The sequence below is a fragment of the Microbacterium aurantiacum genome (genome assembly GCF_031625015.1).
In the GTDB taxonomy this organism is placed as follows: domain Bacteria; phylum Actinomycetota; class Actinomycetes; order Actinomycetales; family Microbacteriaceae; genus Microbacterium; species Microbacterium aurantiacum.
The window spans coordinates 1956782-1976552 of sequence record NZ_JAHWXH010000001.1 but is presented as its reverse complement, the minus strand read 5'-3'; the positions used below and the strand labels follow the sequence as shown (position 1 = coordinate 1976552).

The window sequence follows — 19771 nt, the reverse complement described above, 5'->3', positions numbered from 1 at the left end:
GATGAGCGTTCATGTCCGAAACCCCGCTGCCTGCCCGAGGTCAGCCCGTCGTCCTGCGCGGCGGCATCGTCCTGACGATGGACGATGCGCACACCGTCCTGCCGCGCGGTGACGTCCTGGTCGTCGACGGCACCATCGCCGACGTCGGGGTCGACCTCTCCGTGCCCGACGGCACGTTCGAGATCGACGCCACCGGCGGCATCATCATGCCCGGCATGGTCGACACGCACCGGCACATGTGGCAGACCGCCATGCGCGCCTACGGTGCCGACTGGACCCTCACCCAGTACTTCGTCTGGTACTACCTGCAGCACGGAGCGAAGTTCCGCCCCGAGGACGTCGCCGCCGGCAACCTCATCTCCGCGCTCGATGCGGTCGAGTCCGGCGTGACCACGAGCGTCGACTGGTCGCACGGGCTGCGGACCCTCGACCACGGCGAAGCCGCGTACGAGGCCCTCGCCACCTCCCCGGGACGCTTCGTCCTCGCCTACGGGAACCTCGCGCAGAGCCCATGGGAGTGGACCGCCGACCCGGCGATCCAGGATCTCCTCGTCCGCTCCCGCGACGACTCGCGCATGTTCGGCACGCAGATCGCCTTCGACGTGCCGAATCAGGACGAGCAGTTCCCCGAACTCGCCGCCTACCGCGTCGCCGAGGAACTGGGCCTTCCGGTCACCACCCATGCCGGGGTCTGGGGCGCCACGAACGACTGGGGGATCAAGAACGCTTACGCCGCGGGGGTGATGAAAGAGGGGTACACCTACGTCCACGCGGCATCCCTCTCCGCCGAGTCGTACCAGAAGATCGCCGCGACCGGCGGGAACGTCTCGCTCGCGACCGAGTCGGAGGACACGTGCGGGCAGGGCTACCCTCCCGTCCACCAACTGCGTCGGTACGGCATCCCCGCCTCCCTGTCGGTCGACACGAGCGTCTGGTTCAGCGCCGACCTGTTCTCGGCGATGCGGGCGACCGTCAACGCCGATCGGGCGCTCGAGCACTACCTCGCCCACCTCAAGGAGCCCGCGGAGACCGTCACCCACGTGAAGCTCCGCGCCGAGGAGGTGGTGGAGATGGCCACCCGCGGAGGCGCAAAGGCGATCGGCAAGGACCACCTGATCGGGTCGCTCGAGAAGGGCAAGCTCGGCGACGTGGTGCTCCTGAAGAACGAGCACTCGGCCACCTGGGCACCGCTGATCAACCCGTGGGGGCAGATCGTCTACCAGGCCCAGCGCGGAGACGTCCACACGGTCCTCGTGGGAGGCGAGATCGTCAAGAGCGAGGCACGCCTCGTCGCGGGTGACCTCGCCGGCGTCAAGACGAAGCTCGAAGACACGGTGTCCTACCTCGAGCGCGAAGTGGGCGACGACTGGATCGCAGGTCAGCACCCCGAGATCCCCGAGTTCGAGGTGCTCTACAACCCCTACCAGTACAAGAAGGGCGAGTGACGCGGCGCGGGCGGCGTCAGCTCTCCCGCGGCGCCGCCCGCAGCGTCGACACCTGATACAGCGCGACGGATGCCGCGATGCCGGCGTTGAGCGACTCGGTGGCCGCGTCGATCGGGATCGACACGATCTGATCGCACGTCTCGGCGACGAGTCGTGACAGCCCCTTGCCCTCGGAGCCGACGACGATGACCACCGGGCGGTCGGCGAGCTCCAGGGCCGGCAGCGAGACGTCCCCGTCGCCGGCGAGACCGAGGACGAAGACGCCCTGCTTCTTGAAGTCCTTCAGCGTCGCGGTGAGGTTGGCCGCCAGCGCGACGGGGATGCGGGCGGCGGCACCGGCGCTGGTCTTCCACGCGGCGCTGTTCACGCTCGCCGAGCGGCGCTGCGGCAGGATGATGCCGTGTCCGCCGAACGCACCGGTCGAGCGGATGATCGCACCGAGGTTGCGCGGATCGGTGACGCCGTCGAGGGCGACGAACAGCGGCGTGCGGTTCGAGTGGATGACCTTCTCGAGAAGATCCTGCGGGTGGGCGTACTCGTAGGGCGGCACCTTGAGGGCGACGCCCTGGTGCACGCCGTCGAAGCCCGCCATCCGATCGAGCTCGGGGCGGGTGACCTCGAGCACCGGGATGCCGCGATGGGTGGCGATCGAGAGCATCTCCTTGACGCGGTCGTCCATCTCCACGCGCTGGGCGATGTAGAACGCGGTCGCCGGGATCTTGGCGCGGAGCGCCTCGAGCACCGAGTTGCGGCCGGTGACCGTTTCGGTGTCGTCGGCGCTCTTGGCCTTCTGCCCGCGCGCACCCTGCCCGCTCGGCTTGCCGCCGGGCTTGCCCTTTCCTCCGGCCGCGGCGTAGCGCTCGGCGGCGGCCTTCCGCTTGCCGGCGACGTGCCAGGCACGGTCTTCGGCCTTCGGCGTCGGCCCCTTGCCCTCGAGGGACTTCCGACCGAGTCCTCCCGTGCCCTTCGTGGGGCCCTTCTTGTTGCCCTTGCTCGCGCCGGGGCGCCCTGGCTTAGCCATGTCCTACACTCCAATGGGTCCCGGCGGGACCGTCTTCGAGGGTGATGCCGGCGGCCGCGATGGCATCGCGGATCCGATCGGCACTCGCCCAGTCCTTGTCTGCGCGCGCACGGGCGCGCTGGTCGATCATCGTCTGCACGAGCGCGTCGAGCGCCTCCTGCTCGACGGAGGTGACGGCGGTCCGCCACTGCGGGTCGCGGGGATCGAGCCCGAGGATCGCCGTCATCGCGCTCACCTGCCCGAGCGCCGCGACTGCGGCATCCGTCTCGTCCGCATCGACGGCCGCGTTTCCGGCGCGGACGGTGTCGTGGACGACGGCGAGCGCCTGCGGAACACCGAGGTCGTCATCCAGCGCGGCGATGAAGGCCTCCGGCAGCGGGTGTGCGGCATCCGCATCCCGTCCGGCGGCGAGCCGGGATGCGCGCTCGACGAACCCGCGGATGCGCCCGAGGGCGGCCTCCGCCTCGTCGAGCCCCTTCGCGGAGACGTCGAGGTTCGACCGGTAGTGCGCGGCCGCGAGGGCGTAGCGCACGACCAGCGGGTCGCGCTCGGCGAGGAGGTCCGCGGCGAGGATGACGTTGCCGATCGACTTCGACATCTTCTGCCCCTCGACGGTCACCAGACCGTTGTGCACCCAGTATCGGGCGAAGCCGTCGCCGGCAGCCGTCGACTGCGCGCGCTCGTTCTCGTGGTGCGGGAAGCGCAGGTCCAGCCCGCCGCCGTGGAGGTCGAACTCGGGCCCGAGGTAGCGCCGCGACATGGCGGAGCACTCGATGTGCCAGCCCGGTCGGCCCGCTCCCCACGGCGAGTCCCAGCGGGCGTCGCCAGGCTCGCCGGGCTTCGCAGCCTTCCACAGCGCGAAGTCGAGCGGGTCGCGTTTGCCCGCGTCGGTGTCGGGTGAGGAGTCCATCGCGTCGGGACGCTGATTGGTGAGCATGCCGTACTCGGACCACGAGCGCACGTCGAAGTACACGCTACCCTCGGCGGGGTAGGCGTGGCCTCGCGCGATGAGTCGCTCGATGAGCTCGATCATCTGCGGGATCGACGCGGTGGCGCGCGGTTCGTACGTCGGTGGAAGGATGCCGATGGCCTCGTACGCGGCGGTGAACTCCCGCTCGACTCGGTAGGCCAGCGCCCACCAGGGCTCGTCGGCGGTGGCGTTCTGGAGGACCTTGTCGTCGATGTCGGTGACGTTGCGGACATACGTCACCCGACCGAAACGGTGGGTGAGCCAGCGGCGCAGGAGGTCGAAGGCGAGCGCTCCGCGGAGGTGTCCGATGTGGGGTCCGGACTGCACGGTCGGCCCGCACACGTACATCGTCACGTGTCGCGGATCGGCCGGAACGAAGGCGCGCACGCTCTGCGTGCTGCTGTCGTGGAGTCGGACGTTCACCGAACCACTCTACCGGCGACGGTGCCGATGCCGTGGGGGCAGTAGAAAGGAGCGGTGCATGTCATCGCCATCCTCGCCGCCGCGATGCTCTTCGGAACCACCGGAACATCCCAGGCGCTCGGTCCGTCTGGGACCACTCCGCTGTCGATCGGCGTCATGCGGATGGTGATCGGCGGCACGGGGCTGGCGCTCCTGGCCTTCCTCCTCGCCGCCCGGCACGCGCGGCGCTCCCCCGCCCCGCGCCCGCCGCTCGGCATCCGTCCGCTTTCGCTCATGGTCCTCACCGGCCTCTGCCTGGCCCTGTACCAGCCGCTGTTCTTCCTCGGCACCGAGCGCAACGGCGTCGCCGTCGGCACCGTCGTGGCCCTCGGGTCGGCGCCGATCCTCGCGGGGCTCCTCGAATGGGCGCTGACCCGACGGATGCCGACCACGACGTGGATGGCCGCGACCGCGCTCGCCACCGCCGGCGTCGTCCTCCTCGGCTTCGGCGGATCGGCGGGAGGGGCGGGCGGCACCGACGGGCTCGGCCTCCTCGGCTCGATCGGGGCGGGGGCGTCCTTCGCCGTCATCGCGAACGCCCAGCGTCGACTGCTGGACGCCGGGTGGGACCCCTTCACCGTCGTCGGCGCGATGGGGGCGAGCTCGGCGGCGGTGAGCGTCCTCGCCGTGCCGTTCGTCGATCTGGCATGGATGCAGACGCCCGCCGGATTCGTGATGGCGCTGTGGCTCGGCCTTGCGACGATCTCGGTCGCGTACGTGCTGTTCACGTGGGGCCTCAGCGGGCTCACGGCTGCGACGGCGGCGACCCTCACCCTGGGGGAACCGCTGACCGCTGCGGTCCTCGGCATCGTCGTCCTCGACGAGCGGCTGTCGGTCCTGGCGATCGTCGGTCTCACCGTACTCGGCGCCGGGCTCGCGCTCCTCGCGTGGGGATCCCGCGCACCGAGGGATCCCGCACCCTTCGCCGTCGAGGGCTGACGCATCCGCCCGTCAGGGCCGCCCGCACGTCATGCGGGCGAAACAGTGCTGTGGGACGCTGAACGGATGCCGACACCGACGATCGTCGTCGACGACCTCAGCTCGTCCGCGACGCGGGACCTCCTCGCCCGCCACCAGGCGGAGATGCGCGCGCAGACTCCGGGGGACAGCTGCCACGTGCTGGACGTCGAGGCTCTGCGGGCCCCCTCCATCACGGTCTGGGCCGCGTACGTCGACGGGGAGCTCGCCGGCGTCGGCGCGCTGAAGACACTCGACGCCGCACGCGGGGAGGTGAAGTCGATGCGCGTGGAGGCGCGGTTCCTCGGTCGGGGCGTCGGACGCGCGCTCGTCCGGCACATCCTCGCGGAGGCGCGAGCCCGTGGACTGCAGAGCCTGTGGCTCGAGACGGGGTCGGGCGCGGACTTCACCGCCGCTCGGGCGCTCTACGCCAGCGAGGGTTTCACCGCGTGCGCGCCCTTCGACGACTACGTCGCCGACCCGCTCTCGGCCTACTTCACCCGCCGCCTGGCAGAGGGGACAGCCACGGTCTGAGGCGGTTCAGGCCGGCAGCACCAGGGCCACGGCGAAGGCCGAGACCCCGTCGCCACGGCCGGCGAACCCGAGGCCGTCCGTCGTGGTGGCCGACACCGACACGGGGGCCCCACCGAGGGCGGTCGACAGAACCCGCTCGGCTTCCTCGCGTCGTCCGGCGAAGCGCGGGCGACGCGCCTGCACCTGGACCGAGACGTTCCCGATACGCCATCCCGCCTCCGCCAGAAGCGCGCGGGCGCGACCGAGGAAGGCGTCGGCGTGGGCTCCGGCATACTCGGGCTTGTCGGTCCCGAAGTGCGTCCCGATGTCACCGAGGCCCGCCGCGGAGAGCAGCGCATCGACGATCGCGTGCGCGATGGCGTCGCCGTCGGAGTGTCCCGACAACGCGCCCTCCCCCGGCCAGTGCAGGCCGGCGAGCCAGAGGTCGCCCTCGCCCCCGAACGCGTGCACGTCGCTGCCGAATCCGACCCGCGGGGTGTCGGCCGACGCCGGCGGGGTCGGCGCGGTGACCCGCGGAAGCGGGGCGCCCTCGAGGAGCGCACGAGCACGCAGGAGATCGGCGGGGGTGGTGATCTTGAAGGCGCGGTCGTCACCGGCGACGACGACGACCGTCTCTCCGCGGTCGGCGACGAGCGCCGCGTCGTCGGTGAAGTCCGCCTGAGCGGCGGCGTAGGCGGATGCGAGGATGTCGCGCCGGAAGCCCTGGGGCGTCTGGGCGGCGACGAGATGAGAGCGATCGACCGAGGCGACGACGCGTCCGTCGGCGACGCGCTTGACGGTGTCGACGACGGGCAGGGCGGGGACGGCGGCGGCGGCCCCCGCGTCGATGGCCGCGACGACCCGCGAGAAGACCTCGGGCGGGGTCAGCGCGCGCGCCGCGTCGTGGACCAGCACGACCTCGACATCGGCCCAGAGCGCATCGAGGCCCGCGGCGACGGACGCCTGGCGCGTGTCCCCGCCGACGACCACCGTGACGCGGTCCAGACGGTCGCCCGCGGTCGCGGCGACTTCGGTGAGCGCGTCCCCTTCGCGGCCCGCCGGCGCGACGACCACCACTTGCGCCTCCGGAGCGTCGAATACTCCGCGCAGGGCGTGGTGGAGGATCGAGCGGTCGTCGATGCCGACGAAGGCCTTCGGTCCGCCCGCGGCGAGGCGGGTGCCGGAGCCGGCGGCGACGACGATGACGGCCAGACGCGGAACGGGTGCGATGCTCACACCCGTCACGCTACCGGGGCGCGACGACTGCGACGGTCAGGACGCGAGGACCTCGTCGAGGATCACGCTCGCGCGCTCCTCGTCGGTCTTCTCGGCCAGGGCGAGTTCCGAGATCAGGATCTGCTTCGCCTTGGCGAGCATCCGCTTCTCCCCCGCCGACAGACCGCGGTCCTGATCGCGACGCCAGAGGTCGCGCACGACCTCGCTGACCTTGATGACGTCGCCGGAGGCGAGCTTCTCGAGGTTCGCCTTGTACCGACGCGACCAGTTGGTCGGCTCTTCGGTGAAGGGGGCGCGCAGGACCTCGAAGACGCGGTCCAGACCCTCCTTGCCGATGACGTCGCGGACGCCGACCAGATCGACGTTCTCGGCAGGGACCTCGATGACGAGGTCTCCCTGGGTGACGTTGAGCTTCAGGTACTTCTTGGTCTCGCCCCGGATGATCCGGTCTTTGACCTCGATGATCGTCGCCGCCCCGTGGTGCGGGTAGACAACGGTCTCGCCAACCTCAAAAAGCATGGAGTTATGTCCTTTCGGCAAACTCCAGACTACCACAGCGTTTATACGCTAAGGTTCTCCGCCCCCGCCCGGGCGCGCCACGCGACGCCGCGGATCCAGCCCCTAGAATGCATGGGGAAGCCGTCACCCCCACATCAGGAGGATCCGTGATCTCGACACGCCGCCGCATCGGCGAAGGACGCCCCGCCAGGAGCCCGCGCCTGATCGCGTCGGCGGCGCTCGGCGCCGCCGTGGTCCTCGGCGCCACGGGGTGCACCTTCCTCACCCCGCAGTCCACGACCATTCAGTATTCGGCTGCCGAGGGCGTGAACGTCTTCGACTCCGGGCCGCTCGAGGTGCGCAACGCCTTCATCGTCGCCGATGAGACCGGCGCGGTCGGCAACTTCGTCGCCGCCGTCGTGAACCCCACCGACACCGCGCACACCCTCGTGGTCGAGCTGGGCGAGGGGTCGACCATCGACCTCGAGCTGCGCGTACCGGCGCGCACGACCGTCAGCCTCGGCGCCGACGGCGAAGAGCCGCTCCTGGTCGAAGGGCTCGACACTCCTCCGGGTGCGAACATCCCGGGATACTTCCAGTCCGGCGATGCCGAGGGAATGCTGTTGGCCGTCCCGGTCCTCGACGGCGAACTCGAATACCTCGCGCCCCTCGTCCCCCGCGACTGACGCGCACACGAAGGGGCCGGCATCCACGCGGATGCCGGCCCCTTCGTCGTCGTAGCGGTCCGGGTCAGCCCTCGAAGCGGTAGCCGAGCCCGCGCACGGTGACCAGCATCGTGGGCGAGCCGGGATTCTCCTCGATCCGCGAGCGGATGCGCTTGATGTGGACGTCCAGCGTCTTGGTGTCGCCGAAGTAGTCGCTGCCCCACACGCGGTCGATCAGCTGACCGCGGGTGAGGACCCGGCCGGCGTTGCGCATCAGGACCTCGAGGAGCTCGAACTCCTTGAGCGGCATGTTGATCTCGCGTCCGTCGACGGCCACCGTGTGCCGGTCGATGTCGAGGACGACGCGTCCGCCCTCCAGGACCCGTTCGTCGAGCTCGGCTTCCCGCTGGGAGAAGCGCCGCAGGACGGCACGCATCCGCGCGAGGAGCTCGCGCGACGAGTACGGCTTGGTGACGTAATCGTCGGCACCGAGCTCCAGACCCACCACGATGTCCACCTCGGAGTCCTTGGCGGTGAGCATCACGATCGGGACGGTCGCGCTGGAGCGGATCTGGCGGCAGACCTCCGTCCCCGGCATCCCGGGCAGCATGAGGTCCAGCAGCACGATGTCGGCCCCGCGCTCGCGGAAGGCGGCGAGCGCGGCGGGTCCGTCCTCGGCGATCTCCACGTCGTAGCCCTCGCGCCGCAGGAGATAGGCCAACGGGTCGGCGAGGTCGGGCTCGTCCTCCACGATCAGGACGGCGGTCATGCGGTGTCTCCGTTCTCGATGCGCGACGGCGAAGCCGCCGGCACGGTCGTGGCGACCTTGCGCGCGCGCTTGGGGCGGCGGTCCGGTCGCTCGGGGCGGTCGTCGACGGGGGCGTCGACGGCCGGCAGTCGGATGGTGAAGGTCGAGCCGCGTCCCGGGCGCGACCACAGCCGGACCTCGCCGCCGTGGCGCTGGACCGCGTGCTTGACGATGGCGAGGCCGAGCCCCGTCCCCCCGGTGCGCCGGGCACGAGCCGGATCGGCACGGTAGAACCGTTCGAAGACGCGTTCCTGATCGCCCTCGGCGATGCCGATGCCGCGGTCGGTGACCGCGATCTCCACGACGGCGTCGGTCAGGGTGATCCCGACGCCGACCTTGGATCCGCGCGGCGAATAGGCGATGGCGTTGGCGATGAGGTTCCCGACCGCTTCACCGAGCACCTGGGCGTCGCCGCGCACGTACAGACCGCGCTCGCCTCCGCGCACGACACTGACCCCCGCGGAATCCGCGAGGATCGCGTTGGCGTCGACAGCGGAGGCGACGACCTCGTCGATGGCGACGTCACGCTCGTCCGTGAGCTCATCGGAGGCCTGCAGGCGCGACAGGTTCAGGATGCGCGAGGTCAGCTGCGCCAGGCGCGACGCCTCCGCGGAGAGCCGCGTGGCGAAGATCCGCACCTGGGGCGGATCGTCCGCGGCGGACTCGATCGCCTCGGCGAGGAGGCTCACCGCTCCCACGGGCGTCTTCAGCTCGTGGCTGGTGTTGGCCACGAAGTCCCGGCGCATCTGCTCGACGCGCTCCCGCTCGGTGATGTCGTGCAGCACGAGCAGGGTGAGCCGCGGGGAGATGCGGGTCGCCCGCGCGGCGACGAGCCGAGGCTCGGCCGGCGGCGCGCCGCGCTGAAGGCGGAGCGACCCGGACCAGGAGGACTGGCCGCCGCGGATCACCCGGATCGCGTCCCGGAGCTCTTCGCTGGCGAGAGACCCGCCGCGCACGAAGTGGAACGAGGCGGCCGACGGCGACAGGGCGAGCACCGTGAAGGAGGCGTCCACGACGAGAGCGGCGTCATCCATCCCCTGGAGGACCTCTCGAACCCCCTCGGGGATCTCGCGGGACGTCTCAGCCCGAGCCCGATCCCGCACCCGGAGCGAGGTCACCACGAGTGCGGCGAGAGAGCCCCCGATGACGATGCCGGCGAGGAGGGCGAGCAGCGCGAGCTGCAGCGAATCCATGGTCACAGCGTAAGGGTGCCGGCGCGCTCCGCGCGGACGGCCTCCCGAGCACCGTCCGGGGGTGCGGGTACTATTCACCGGGCAGGCACCGCCCGTTAACCTTCGCCGGTGATGATCGCCAGCGCCGCCAGGCGCACGCCTGCCCGGAATCCAGAAAGGTCCCACGGATGCGCGAAGTCTTCCACCAGTCCCTCGAGGACGTGCAGAACCGCCTCGTCGAGATCTCCGAGCTCGTCACCATCGCCATCGACAAAGCCACCCGCGCCTTCGGCACGAGCGACGTCGCCCTGGCCGAAGAGGTCATCGACGCCGACGCGGTCATCGACGAGAAGGCCCTCGCCCTCGACGAGATGGCCATCGAGATCCTCGCCCGCCAGCAGCCGGTCGCGCGCGACCTGCGCATCGTGGTCAGCGCGCTGCGGATGTCGGCGTCGCTCGAGCGGATGGGCGACATCGCAGAGCACATCGCACAGCTCACCCGCATGCGCTTCCCGGAGCGGGCCATCCCCAAGGGACTGAAGTCGACGTTCCTGAAGATGGGCGAGCTCGACGTCGAGGTCGCCCGCCGCCTCACCGAGCTGCTGCGCACGCAGGAGCTCGCCCTCGTCGAAGAGATCCGCAACGCCGACGACGACCTCGACGACCTGCACGTCGCGGTCTTCGAGAAGGTCCTCAGCGACAGCTGGCAGGGGGAGGCGGCCGCGACCGTGGATGCCACCCTCGCGAGCCGGTACCACGAGCGCTTCGCCGACCACGCGGTGTCGGTGGCCAAGAAGGTCGCCTACCTCTCCACCGGTGACTGGACCGCCCCCACCGGCGCGCTGGACGTCGCGACGGAGACCGTGACCGGTCTCGCCTGACCGCCCGCACGAACGACGGAGCCGGATGCCTCGGGAAGAGGCATCCGGCTCCGTCGTTCGTCAGGTCAGTTCTTGCCCTGGTTGGCGACGGCCGCAGCTCCCGCCGCCGCGGCCTCGGGGTCGAGGTACTCGCCCGGACCGAGGGGGACGAGGTTCTCGTCGAGGCGGTAGACCAGCGGGATGCCGGTGGGGATGTTGAGCTCGGCGATGTCGGCGTCGCTGATGCCCTCGAGGTGCTTCACGAGCCCGCGGAGCGAATTGCCGTGGGCGGTGACGAGCACGGTCTTCCCGGAGCGCAGGTCGGGCGCGATCGCCTCGTCCCAGTACGGGAGCAGACGGTCGATCACGAGCTTGAGCGACTCGGTGCGGGGGACGTCCCCGTCGATGCCCGCATAACGGGGGTCGCCCACCTGGCTCCACTCGCTGTCATCGGCGAGCTCGGGCGGCGGCACGTCGAACGAACGGCGCCAGAGCATGAACTGCTCCTGACCGAACTCCTCGAGCGTCTGGGCCTTGTCCTTGCCCTGCAGGGCGCCGTAGTGACGCTCGTTCAGACGCCACGAGCGGGTCACCGGGATCCAGAGGCGGTCGGCGGCGTCCAGGGCGATGTTCGCGGTCTGGATCGCGCGGCTCAGGAGGGAGGTGTGGAGGATATCGGGGAGGAGACCCGCCTCGGCGAGCAGCGAGCCGCCGCGAGCGGCCTCGGCCTTGCCCTGCTCGGTCAGGCGGACGTCGACCCAGCCGGTGAAGAGGTTGAGCTCGTTCCACTCGCTCTGGCCGTGGCGGAGGAGGATCAGCGTGTGAGGCGCAGTCATGGGCCCCATGATATCGGGCGCATCCATCGCCTCCCGGCCGGAGACGGTCTCACCGACACCCCGCTGTCATGATGGACGGATGGCTCCCGCTCGCGGTCCCGTGGGCCGCATCACGCGCGGGACCACCCACACCAATCGACTCCGCCGCGTCGACCGCTGGATCGCCACGCGCACGGAGCTGCGCCGTCTTGCCGATCCGCTCGTGGTCGACCTCGGCTACGGGGCCAGCGGCGTGACCGCGCTCGAGCTGCACGCGCGTCTGGCCCGCACCCGGCCTGACGTCGAGGTCCTCGGGCTGGAGATCGATCCGGAGCGCGTGGAGCGCGCCCGGGGCCAGCTCGCCGAGGTACAGGCGGGCGGGACGGCGTTCGCCCCGGACGCACGCGTGGACTTCGCGCGCGGCGGCTTCGAGGTGCCGCTTCCCCACGGCCGGGCGGCCGGGATCATCCGCGCGATGAACGTGCTGCGCCAGTACGACGAGACGGATGTCGCGGCGGCGTGGTCGCAGATGGCCGGACGACTCGCACCGGACGGGCTGCTCGTCGAAGGCACGTGCGACGAGCGCGGGCGCGTGTGCGCGTGGATCGCAGCGGGCCCCGATGCCCTCCCCCGGACCCTCACGCTCTCCCTCCGCCTGGAGGAGCTGCGTTCGCCCCTCGTGGCGGCGGAGCGGCTGCCGAAGGCGCTCATCCACCGCAACGTGCCGGGCGAAGGCGTGCACCGCTTCCTCGCCGCGCTCGACGCCGAATGGGAGCGAGCCGCGGGCCTCGGCGCCTTCGGACCGAGACAGCGCTGGGTCGCGGCCGTGGACGCCGTCGCGGCACAGGACTGGCCGGTGCTCGAGCGCCGCCGCGCTCGACTCGGTGAGATCACCGTCGCGTGGGACGCCGTCGCGCCCGGCTGACGGTCGACCGCTGCGGATCAGATGCGCGGGACCGCCGCGCGGGCGTCCTCCGGCGGCATCCCGGTGGCGACCAGCAGGTCGACCACGAAGGGCCGGATCGCGGCGATGAGGTTCTGATCCCCGAGGGACGCGCCGGGTGTCACCTCGGCGGGGTCGAGGTGGGCGGCGACGGCGGCGAGCTGCGACCGCGCGACCGGCTCGAGCGAGATGTCGTCAAGGGCGTCGGTCAGCACCCGGACGGCGCGGAGCGTCTCGGCGAGGATGTCGGCGGCCACGGGGCGCGGAGTGCCGTCGTCGCAGAGATAGACCACGCGCCGGGCGATGACGCGCAGGTTCCTTCCGGCCAGCTCCACCGACTCCCGCACGCGTTCGTGGCGCGCGAGCTCCGATCGCTGGCGGCGCAGGAACGGGGAGATCCGCGCGATCGCGAGGCCCGACTCGACCGACGCCCGCCACCCGTCCGCGATCGGCTGGATCGCCCGGGCCTTCTCGAGACCGCGTTCGGCGCGGCGCCGGTCGCCGCGGCGCAGGGCCTGGACGAGCGCGGTCCCGGCCCCCTCGATCGCCCCCAGCACGGCCCGCGCATCGCGCACCTCGATGCGCACCGTGTCGCGCGGGATGAGCGCGGTCGCGAGCAGCGCCGCCACACCGCCGATGAGACCGTCCACGAGCCGCAGGAAAGGCGCGTTGGCGGGGACGATCATCACGATCAGCGACTGGATGGCGGCCGCGATCGCGAACGAGGCCTGCGCAGAGAGGAAGCGGGCGACGACGAGGGTCACGCCGAGGGCGAGAGCGAGCTGCCACCACCCCGATCCCGCCACCAGAAGGAGGAGCTCGGCGACGATGATGCCCACGAGCATTCCGATCACGGTCTCGAGGACGCGGCGCGGGCGCGCGTCGCGCACGAGCCCGAGGCTCGACACGGTCACGGTCGCGGCCAGGAGCGGCGCGGGATGACCGAAGACGTAGGCGGCGACCGCGTACGCGGCCGTGGCGGCCACCACGATCTGCACGATCGGGATTGCGGAGTCCCGCACGCGCCGGAGCGCCGGCGTCGGATCCAGGCGCGCCTGCCAGCCCGTGCGGATCGGCAGCGTCACCGGGGCGGGGCCCTGCGGATCGGCATCGGCAGCGCCGGGGCCTCGCCCGGAACCGCGCCGCGGGCTCACGTCGCCCGTGCGCGACGCGACAGCCGGGTGATCCGCGGCACGTTCGCCGTGGCTCCGGCATCCGGCGGGACGATGACCTCCTGCGCGGCCGCGATCTGCGCGCCCTCGACGTCGACGGTCAGCGCCGCATCCACCGGCACCCCGCGTCGGAGCACCGCAAGGGCGATGGGGCCCTCTTCGAAATGACGCGCCGCCGATGTGACGACTCCGACCTCGTCCCCGTCGCGACGGACGACTGCACCACGCTCGGGAAGGGCGGCATCGCTGCCGTCGAGCTGCAGGGCGACCATCCGGCGGGGCGGGTGCCCGAGGTTGTGCACCTTGGCCACCGTCTCCTGCCCCCGGTAGCAGCCTTTCGACAGGTGCACCGCGGTGCGCATCCAGTCGGATTCGTGCGGGATGGCGCGCTCGTCGACCTCGCCGGACCAGCGCGGACGCCACGCGGCGACCCGCAGGGCGTCCGCGGCGACGACGCCGGCGAGATCGACGACACCGGATGCCGCGTCCGCGGCGATCCGATCAAGCTCCTCGATCGCGACCAGGGCCTCGGCCCAGCGCCGCTCGGAGCCCGGATGCGGATCGACGGGGGCGTATCCGTGTCCTCCCGGGGTGATCGCCGGCCACGGGTCATGCCAGACCAAAGGCGTGCCGGCGGGCGCGGCGGGGGCCACCCGGGAGATCGCGTCGGGGGAACCGCCGATGACGGCGACCTCGGCATCCGCTGATCTCGGCTGGACGCGCAGACGGAACCGCATCCGGGTGAGCCAGGCGAGGAGACCCTCGGCGTCGGCGCGATCGACGATGAGCCACGCGGTCGCTCCGTCGTCCACCACGGCGGCGACGTGCTCGATGCGCCCCTGCGGATCGAGCACGAGGAGTTCGGTGGACTCCCCCGGCGCGAGCCGAGCGAGTGCCTGCGAGGTCAGGGAGTCGAGCCAGGTGAGCCGGTCCTCGCCGTCCACGGCGATCACCGCGCGATCACCCAGCGGCGCCAGCGCGGTGCCGCGGGCGAGGGCGCGCTGCTCGGCCATCGGATTCCCGACGTGCTGGAGGACGTCGTCGACGATCACGGCGCCGGGAACGGCGGAGAAGGGGGCGGCGTGGGCCATCAGGCGACCTTCGCCAGGCGCGCGGAGGCGTGGGAGGCGAGTTCGTGGCCCAGGGCGGCGATGTCCCACGCCCACAGCAGATGGCCGTCGACCAGCCCGTACATGCGCGTCGCGGCCGCGTAGGCCTTGGCCGTCGCGGGACGGACGACGGCGTCGGTGGCCAAGTCGATCCGCGGGCCGCGGATCTGGCCGAGGTAGAGCTCGCTGATCCCATCGGAGTACACGATCGCCGCCTCGATGTCGAACCCGTCCGCGTCGTTGCGCAGCCGCTCCACGTCTTCGACGGTCCGGGGCTCCGCGGATGCCGTCGGAGGAAGGAGGGCGGGACCCGGGTCCGCGTCACCGGCGTTCCGCGACAGCCGCCAGTATCCGACCTCGGACACGAGCGCCGTCCGGCCGCCGTCCTCGCGGTCGATCCATGCGGAGGCCGAGTAGTTCAGGTAGTCGCCGCCGTCGTGGCTGAAGCTCACGCGGTGCGTGAACTCGCCCGACAGACCGCCTCCCGCGTAGTCGATGACGCCGCTCCCCTCCCACACTCCGATGAGCCAGGAGAGGGGGACGAGGTCGGCGGGCAGGTCGGTCGGGAGCTCGATCACGACGCCCTGCTCAGCGCTGGCCGCGGTAGAGGTTCTTCACCACCACGCCGGAGACGAACACGATCCCCACCGATGCCAGGCCCAGAAGCCCCAGGAAGAAGATTTCGAGCGCGAGAAGGTCCATGACGCTACTTTAGCCCGGCACGACCGCCGCCAGCCCGAATCCGAGGCTGACGATCCCGAGCACGGCGAGGGCGCCGACGACGCTCGCCGCGACCCGCACCGTGAATCCGTGCGAGCGACCGCCGGCGAGCTGGACCGCGAAGGCGAGCAGGAGGCACGCGCCGAGGGCGACAGCCATCCACGCCGCACGCAGGTCCGACGGGACGAAGAGGCCGATCGCGAGTCCCGCCACGGCGGCGGCGATCCACACGGAGAGGATGCCGGCGCGCGAACGACGCGGAAGGGTGTCGGTCACGGTCATCCCGCTATTGTCTCCCACGACGCTCCGCGTGTGCACCCCCGGTGGGCGCCCGCGCAGGACCGTTCGCGCGAACGTCCTAGACTGATCGCACACGACGCATTCCCCGAAGAGCCCGGAAGGCGACTTTTGGCCCAGCTGCTCGTCCTCAGCTCCGCACACGGCGGCGGCCCCGCCCTGCCCGCGCTCGAGCTGCTCAGTCATCGGGTGCGCCAGATCCCCGCTGAGCCGGCGCAGCTGGTGAACGCACCCAGCGCCGACATCATCTTCGTCGACGCGCGCGTGGACCTCGTCGGCGCGAAGTCGCTGTGCAAGATCCTCAACACCACCGGTCTCGACGCACCGCTCATCCTCATCGTCACCGAGGGCGGTCTCACGGCCGTCTCCCCCGACTGGGGCGTGGACGACGTCATCCTCGTCACCGCCGGCCCCGCGGAGGTGGATGCCCGCGTCCGACTGGCCGTGGGACGTCAGAACTCCGAGCAGGTGTCGACCCGCATCCAGACCTCGGGCATCACCATCGACGAGTCCTCATACTCCGCCAAGGTGCACGGCAAGCCGCTGGACCTGACGTACAAAGAGTTCCAGCTCCTCCACTTCTTCGCCACGCACCCGTCGCGGGTCTTCACGCGCGAGCAGCTGCTGAGCGAGGTGTGGGGCTACGACTACTTCGGGGGGACGCGCACCGTCGACGTCCACGTCCGACGCCTGCGGGCCAAGCTCGGCGACCTGGAGCAGCTGATCGGCACCGTCCGCAACGTCGGCTACCGCTTCAACGTGTACGAAGAGGATCAGCTCCCGGCGGCCCGCGAGACCACCGGCGCCTGAGGCGGCATCCGTTCACACATTCGTCACCCGACCCTGACATGATGTGGGGGTGATCGAACAAGAGGTTCTCGACCCCGGAATCGACGCGGATGACGACGATTTCGACGTCTCCGAAGAGGCCGACGCCCTCCTCCCCGAGCATCGCTACCTCGACCGCGAGGTGAGTTGGCTCTCGTTCAATCAGCGCGTGCTCGAGCTGGCCGAGGATCCGAACCTCCCCGTGCTCGAGCGGGCGAATTTCCTGGCCATCTTCGCCAGCAACCTCGACGAGTTCTTCATGGTCCGCGTCGCCGGGCTCAAGCGCCGCATCGTCACCGGGCTCGCCCTCCCCACGAACGTCGGACGCTCCGCCGCCGACGTCCTCTCCGATATCTCCGCCGAAGCGCACCGCCTCCAGCTCCGCCACGCCGAGGCGTGGACCTCGGCGGTCAAGCCCGCCCTCGCGGACGCCGGCATCCAGGTGGTCGCGTGGGACACGCTCGGCGAGGACGACCGGGAGCGGATGCACGACTACTTCCACTCGCGGGTCTTCCCCGTGCTCATGCCGCTCGCGGTCGACCCGGCGCACCCCTTCCCCTACATCTCCGGGCTCTCGCTGAACCTCGCCATCCGCATCCGCAACGCGCGGACGGGACGCCAGGAGTTCGCGCGTCTGAAGGTTCCGCCGATGCTCCCCCGGTTCGTGGAGCTCGAGCCGCAGGACGGCGTCGTGCGCTACCTCCCGCTGGAAGACCTCATCTCCAACCACCTCGACGATCTGTTCCCGGGGATGGAGGTGCTCGACCACCACGCGTTCCGCCTCACCCGCAACGAAGACGTCGTGATCGAGGAGGACGAGACCGAGAACCTCATCCAGGCTCTCGAGGCCGAGCTCCTCCGCCGCCGCTTCGGTCCGCCGATCCGCCTCGAGATCACCGATGACATGGACGAGCTCACCCTCGACCTGCTGCTGAAGGAGCTCGACATCACCGCGCAGGAGGTCTACCGCCTCCCCGGGCCGCTCGACCTCCGCGGGCTGTTCGATCTCGCGCGCATCGATCGGCCGGACCTGCACTACAAGCCGCATCTGCCGACGACCCCGGTGGCCTTCCAGCCGGGTGACAACAACGAGCGCGCCGACATCTTCGCCTCCATCCGCAAGGGCGACGTCCTGGTCCACCACCCGTACGAGTCGTTCGCGACGAGCGTGCAGGCCTTCCTCGAGCAGGCCGCGAAGGATCCCCACGTCCTCGCGATCAAGCAGACGCTCTACCGCACCTCCGGCGACAGCCCGATCGTGCAGGCCCTCATCGACGCCGCCGAGGCCGGCAAGCAGGTCCTGGCGCTGGTGGAGATCAAGGCGCGTTTCGACGAGGCGAACAACATCCTGTGGGCCCGCAAGCTCGAGAAGGCCGGCGTCCACGTCGTGTACGGCCTCGTCGGCCTGAAGACCCACTGCAAGCTGGCCCTGGTCATCCGCGAGGAGAACGGCGTGCTGCGCAGCTACAGTCACGTGGGCACGGGCAACTACAACCCGAAGACGAGCCGCATCTACGAAGACTTCGGCCTGTTCACCGTCGACGACCAGGTCGGGCGGGATCTCACGCGCCTGTTCAACGAGCTGTCCGGGTACGCCATCGAGAAGAAGTTCAAGCGGCTGCTGGTCGCCCCCCTCCACCTGCGGAAGGGTCTCCTGCGGCTCATCGACAAGGAACGACACAACGCCCAGGAGGGCAAGCCCGCGCGCGTGCGCATCAAGGTCAACTCCATGGTCGATGAGCAGATCATCGATGCGCTGTACCGCGCGAGCCAGGCCGGCGTCACCGTCGAGGTATGGGTGCGGGGCATCTGCTCGCTCAAGCCCGGCGTCCCGGGGATGAGCGAGAACATCACCGTCCGCAGCATCCTCGGACGGTATCTCGAGCACTCCCGCATCTTCGCCTTCGACAACGACGGCGACCCGCACGTCTACATCGGCAGCGCCGACATGATGCACCGCAACCTCGACCGTCGCGTGGAGGCCCTCGTGCGCGTGGTCGATCCGGGACACGTGAAGGAGCTCTCCTCCCTGTTCGACCTGGCGATGAGCGACAAGACCAGCTCCTGGCACCTCGGTGCCGACGGAGAGTGGGTCCGCCACAGCACGGATGCCGAGGGCAAGCTCCTCGTCGACATGCAGGACCGCTCCATGTCGGCGGTGCAGCGCCGTCGCCGGGCCCGGGCGGTGCGATGACGGAGACCGCGATCTACGCGGCCGGCGGCGTGGTGTGGCGGATGGTGGACGGCAAGCTCCGCGTGCTGCTGATCCATCGCACGAAATACCGCGATGTGACCCTCCCCAAGGGGAAGGTCGACCCCGGCGAGATGCTCGCCGAGACCGCGGCGCGCGAGATCCACGAGGAGACCGGCATCCGCGTCCATCTCGGCGTGCCGATCGGCGTCTCGCGCTACCGGCTCCCCAGCAAGCGGACGAAGATCGTGCACTACTGGTCCGCGGAGGCCACCGAGCCCGCCATCCGCACGTCGTCTTTCGTTCCGAACAAGGAGATCGCGGCGCTCGAGTGGGTGAGCCTGAAGAAGGCGCGCACCCGCCTGAGCTATCCGGTCGACGTGGAGATCCTGGAGAACTTCGCGCGCCTCATCGACGAGGGCATCCTCCAGACCTTCCCCATCATCGCCCTCCGCCATGCCAAAGCGCTCCCCCGGGAGGAATGGGAGGGCGACGACGCGCAGCGCCCGCTCGCCCCGCGCGGCAGGAAGCAGTCGCGGTCGATCGTCGGACCGCTCCTGGCCTTCGGCGCACGAAAGATCATCTCCTCCCCCGCCGTGCGCTGTCACAAGACCGTCGTCCCCCTGGCGGCGGCGACGGGCAAGAAGATCGAGACCACCCCGCTCATCAGCCAGGATGCGTGGGAGGAGGGGCACTCCGACGCACGCTCGGTCATCGGCGCGCGCGTGCGGGCCCGCAAGCCAGCGATCCTGTGCTCGCACGGTCCGGTGCTCCCCGACATCCTCGCCGAGCTGGCGCTGGCGACCGGCACCCTCCGCGGCTCGTACCTCGGCAGCGCGTCCGCTCTGGAGCCCGGCGCCTTCTCCGTCGTGCACCTATCGGTCCAGAACCCCGGATCGGGCATCGTCGCTATCGAGACGCACGCGCCGAAGGTGTGACACCGCCTGCGCCGCGGCCGGCCGGTGCGGTTCGCGGCCGGTCGTTCACCTTCCGTTCACCGACACAGCGCACGCTCTTAAGAGTCCGTGCTTACCGTCAGGTCGTGCCCTGCACCGGGCCTCAACCCGAAACCCGATCGGGTTTCGTTTC

The 19771-nt window shown here is 70.9% G+C and carries 20 protein-coding genes; 9 read left to right on the top strand and 11 right to left on the bottom strand.

Annotation, left to right across the window (positions count from 1 at the left end):
* Positions 1–11 precede the first annotated feature (11 nt).
* Positions 12–1445 (top strand): amidohydrolase family protein, encoded by a 1434-nt coding sequence (locus KZC50_RS09295; RefSeq protein ID WP_310891461.1) that lies wholly within the window; start codon positions 12–14, stop codon positions 1443–1445.
* A 16-nt stretch (positions 1446–1461) separates the two neighbouring features.
* Here the strand turns inward: KZC50_RS09295 and rlmB are convergent, their stop codons facing one another.
* Positions 1462–2466 carry a 23S rRNA (guanosine(2251)-2'-O)-methyltransferase RlmB gene (gene rlmB, locus KZC50_RS09290; protein ID WP_310891460.1) on the bottom strand — a complete coding sequence of 335 codons (1005 nt, stop codon included), beginning with the start codon at positions 2464–2466 and terminating at the stop codon, positions 1462–1464.
* Positions 2459–3859, bottom strand: coding sequence for a cysteine--tRNA ligase (cysS, locus tag KZC50_RS09285; protein WP_310891459.1), 1401 nt, complete (start codon positions 3857–3859; stop codon positions 2459–2461). The genes rlmB and cysS overlap by 8 nt, the downstream gene beginning before the upstream one ends.
* 54 nt (positions 3860–3913) lie before the next feature.
* On the opposite strand from cysS, the gene KZC50_RS09280 reads away from it, so the two are divergent.
* Together KZC50_RS09280 and KZC50_RS09275 are read left to right on the top strand one after the other, a co-directional pair.
* Positions 3914–4837, top strand: a complete 924-nt coding sequence (locus KZC50_RS09280; RefSeq protein WP_310891458.1) for a DMT family transporter — start codon at positions 3914–3916, stop codon at positions 4835–4837.
* A 66-nt stretch (positions 4838–4903) separates the two neighbouring features.
* Positions 4904–5389, top strand: coding sequence for a GNAT family N-acetyltransferase (locus tag KZC50_RS09275; protein ID WP_053548008.1), 486 nt, complete (start codon positions 4904–4906; stop codon positions 5387–5389).
* 6 nt (positions 5390–5395) lie between these two features.
* Here KZC50_RS09275 and ispD read toward each other — a convergent pair whose 3' ends face one another.
* Both ispD and KZC50_RS09265 read right to left on the bottom strand, forming a co-directional pair.
* Complete coding sequence (ispD, locus tag KZC50_RS09270) at positions 5396–6604, bottom strand: 2-C-methyl-D-erythritol 4-phosphate cytidylyltransferase (RefSeq protein WP_310891457.1); 1209 nt, start codon at positions 6602–6604, stop codon at positions 5396–5398.
* A 36-nt stretch (positions 6605–6640) separates the two neighbouring features.
* Positions 6641–7123 carry a CarD family transcriptional regulator gene (locus KZC50_RS09265; RefSeq protein ID WP_053547905.1) on the bottom strand — a complete coding sequence of 161 codons (483 nt, stop codon included), beginning with the start codon at positions 7121–7123 and terminating at the stop codon, positions 6641–6643.
* Between the two features lie 146 nt (positions 7124–7269).
* On the opposite strand from KZC50_RS09265, the gene KZC50_RS09260 reads away from it, so the two are divergent.
* Complete coding sequence (locus KZC50_RS09260; RefSeq protein WP_310891456.1) at positions 7270–7788, top strand: DNA modification methylase; 519 nt, start codon at positions 7270–7272, stop codon at positions 7786–7788.
* Positions 7789–7852: 64 nt separating this feature from the next.
* Here the strand turns inward: KZC50_RS09260 and KZC50_RS09255 are convergent, their stop codons facing one another.
* Complete coding sequence (locus tag KZC50_RS09255; RefSeq protein WP_301135031.1) at positions 7853–8536, bottom strand: response regulator transcription factor; 684 nt, start codon at positions 8534–8536, stop codon at positions 7853–7855.
* Positions 8533–9768, bottom strand: coding sequence for a sensor histidine kinase (locus KZC50_RS09250; RefSeq protein WP_310891455.1), 1236 nt, complete (start codon positions 9766–9768; stop codon positions 8533–8535). The genes KZC50_RS09255 and KZC50_RS09250 overlap by 4 nt, the downstream gene beginning before the upstream one ends.
* Before the next feature lie 167 nt (positions 9769–9935).
* On the opposite strand from KZC50_RS09250, the gene phoU reads away from it, so the two are divergent.
* On the top strand, positions 9936–10628 hold the full coding sequence (gene phoU / locus KZC50_RS09245) for a phosphate signaling complex protein PhoU (RefSeq protein WP_053547902.1): 693 nt from the start codon (positions 9936–9938) through the stop codon (positions 10626–10628).
* Between the two features lie 65 nt (positions 10629–10693).
* Here the strand turns inward: phoU and KZC50_RS09240 are convergent, their stop codons facing one another.
* Positions 10694–11443, bottom strand: a complete 750-nt coding sequence (locus KZC50_RS09240; RefSeq protein WP_301135037.1) for a phosphoglyceromutase — start codon at positions 11441–11443, stop codon at positions 10694–10696.
* A gap of 79 nt (positions 11444–11522) precedes the next feature.
* Here KZC50_RS09240 and KZC50_RS09235 point away from each other — a divergent pair, with 79 nt between their 5' ends.
* Entirely contained in the window at positions 11523–12347 is an 825-nt protein-coding gene (locus tag KZC50_RS09235) for a class I SAM-dependent methyltransferase (RefSeq protein ID WP_310891454.1), read from the top strand.
* Positions 12348–12364: 17 nt separating this feature from the next.
* Here KZC50_RS09235 and KZC50_RS09230 read toward each other — a convergent pair whose 3' ends face one another.
* From KZC50_RS09230 to KZC50_RS09215, 4 genes are all read right to left on the bottom strand, one after another.
* Complete coding sequence (locus tag KZC50_RS09230; RefSeq protein WP_310891453.1) at positions 12365–13519, bottom strand: FUSC family protein; 1155 nt, start codon at positions 13517–13519, stop codon at positions 12365–12367.
* The gene (gene ygfZ / locus KZC50_RS09225) at positions 13516–14628 is read right to left on the bottom strand and encodes a CAF17-like 4Fe-4S cluster assembly/insertion protein YgfZ (protein ID WP_310891452.1); all 1113 of its coding nucleotides are present in this window, start codon (positions 14626–14628) and stop codon (positions 13516–13518) included. The genes KZC50_RS09230 and ygfZ overlap by 4 nt, the downstream gene beginning before the upstream one ends.
* Positions 14628–15224, bottom strand: coding sequence for a nitrobindin family protein (locus KZC50_RS09220; protein WP_310891451.1), 597 nt, complete (start codon positions 15222–15224; stop codon positions 14628–14630). The genes ygfZ and KZC50_RS09220 overlap by 1 nt, the downstream gene beginning before the upstream one ends.
* A 133-nt stretch (positions 15225–15357) precedes the next feature.
* Positions 15358–15648 carry a hypothetical protein gene (locus KZC50_RS09215; protein WP_053547898.1) on the bottom strand — a complete coding sequence of 97 codons (291 nt, stop codon included), beginning with the start codon at positions 15646–15648 and terminating at the stop codon, positions 15358–15360.
* Positions 15649–15774: 126 nt separating this feature from the next.
* Here KZC50_RS09215 and KZC50_RS09210 point away from each other — a divergent pair, with 126 nt between their 5' ends.
* Genes KZC50_RS09210 through KZC50_RS09200 form a run of 3 tightly spaced genes read left to right on the top strand, consistent with a single transcriptional unit; the run spans position 15775 to position 19620 of the window.
* Entirely contained in the window at positions 15775–16473 is a 699-nt protein-coding gene (locus KZC50_RS09210) for a response regulator transcription factor (protein WP_236967614.1), read from the top strand.
* 49 nt (positions 16474–16522) lie between these two features.
* Entirely contained in the window at positions 16523–18685 is a 2163-nt protein-coding gene (locus KZC50_RS09205) for an RNA degradosome polyphosphate kinase (RefSeq protein WP_310891450.1), read from the top strand.
* Entirely contained in the window at positions 18682–19620 is a 939-nt protein-coding gene (locus tag KZC50_RS09200; protein ID WP_310891449.1) for an NUDIX hydrolase, read from the top strand. The genes KZC50_RS09205 and KZC50_RS09200 overlap by 4 nt, the downstream gene beginning before the upstream one ends.
* Positions 19621–19771: the final 151 nt, after the last annotated feature.

Bases quoted from the DNA above. Each gene is read 5' to 3' on its own strand.
- KZC50_RS09295 (WP_310891461.1), top strand. From the start codon at position 12: ATGTCCGAAACCCCGCTGCCTGCCCGAGGTCAGCCCGTCGTCCTGCGC.
- rlmB (WP_310891460.1), bottom strand. From the start codon at position 2,466: ATGGCTAAGCCAGGGCGCCCCGGCGCGAGCAAGGGCAACAAGAAGGGC.
- KZC50_RS09275 (WP_053548008.1), top strand. From the start codon at position 4,904: ATGCCGACACCGACGATCGTCGTCGACGACCTCAGCTCGTCCGCGACG.
- KZC50_RS09265 (WP_053547905.1), bottom strand. From the start codon at position 7,123: ATGCTTTTTGAGGTTGGCGAGACCGTTGTCTACCCGCACCACGGGGCG.
- KZC50_RS09255 (WP_301135031.1), bottom strand. From the start codon at position 8,536: ATGACCGCCGTCCTGATCGTGGAGGACGAGCCCGACCTCGCCGACCCG.
- KZC50_RS09250 (WP_310891455.1), bottom strand. From the start codon at position 9,768: ATGGATTCGCTGCAGCTCGCGCTGCTCGCCCTCCTCGCCGGCATCGTC.
- phoU (WP_053547902.1), top strand. From the start codon at position 9,936: ATGCGCGAAGTCTTCCACCAGTCCCTCGAGGACGTGCAGAACCGCCTC.
- KZC50_RS09240 (WP_301135037.1), bottom strand. From the start codon at position 11,443: ATGACTGCGCCTCACACGCTGATCCTCCTCCGCCACGGCCAGAGCGAG.
- KZC50_RS09235 (WP_310891454.1), top strand. From the start codon at position 11,523: ATGGCTCCCGCTCGCGGTCCCGTGGGCCGCATCACGCGCGGGACCACC.
- ygfZ (WP_310891452.1), bottom strand. From the start codon at position 14,628: ATGGCCCACGCCGCCCCCTTCTCCGCCGTTCCCGGCGCCGTGATCGTC.
- KZC50_RS09215 (WP_053547898.1), bottom strand. From the start codon at position 15,648: ATGACCGTGACCGACACCCTTCCGCGTCGTTCGCGCGCCGGCATCCTC.
- KZC50_RS09200 (WP_310891449.1), top strand. From the start codon at position 18,682: ATGACGGAGACCGCGATCTACGCGGCCGGCGGCGTGGTGTGGCGGATG.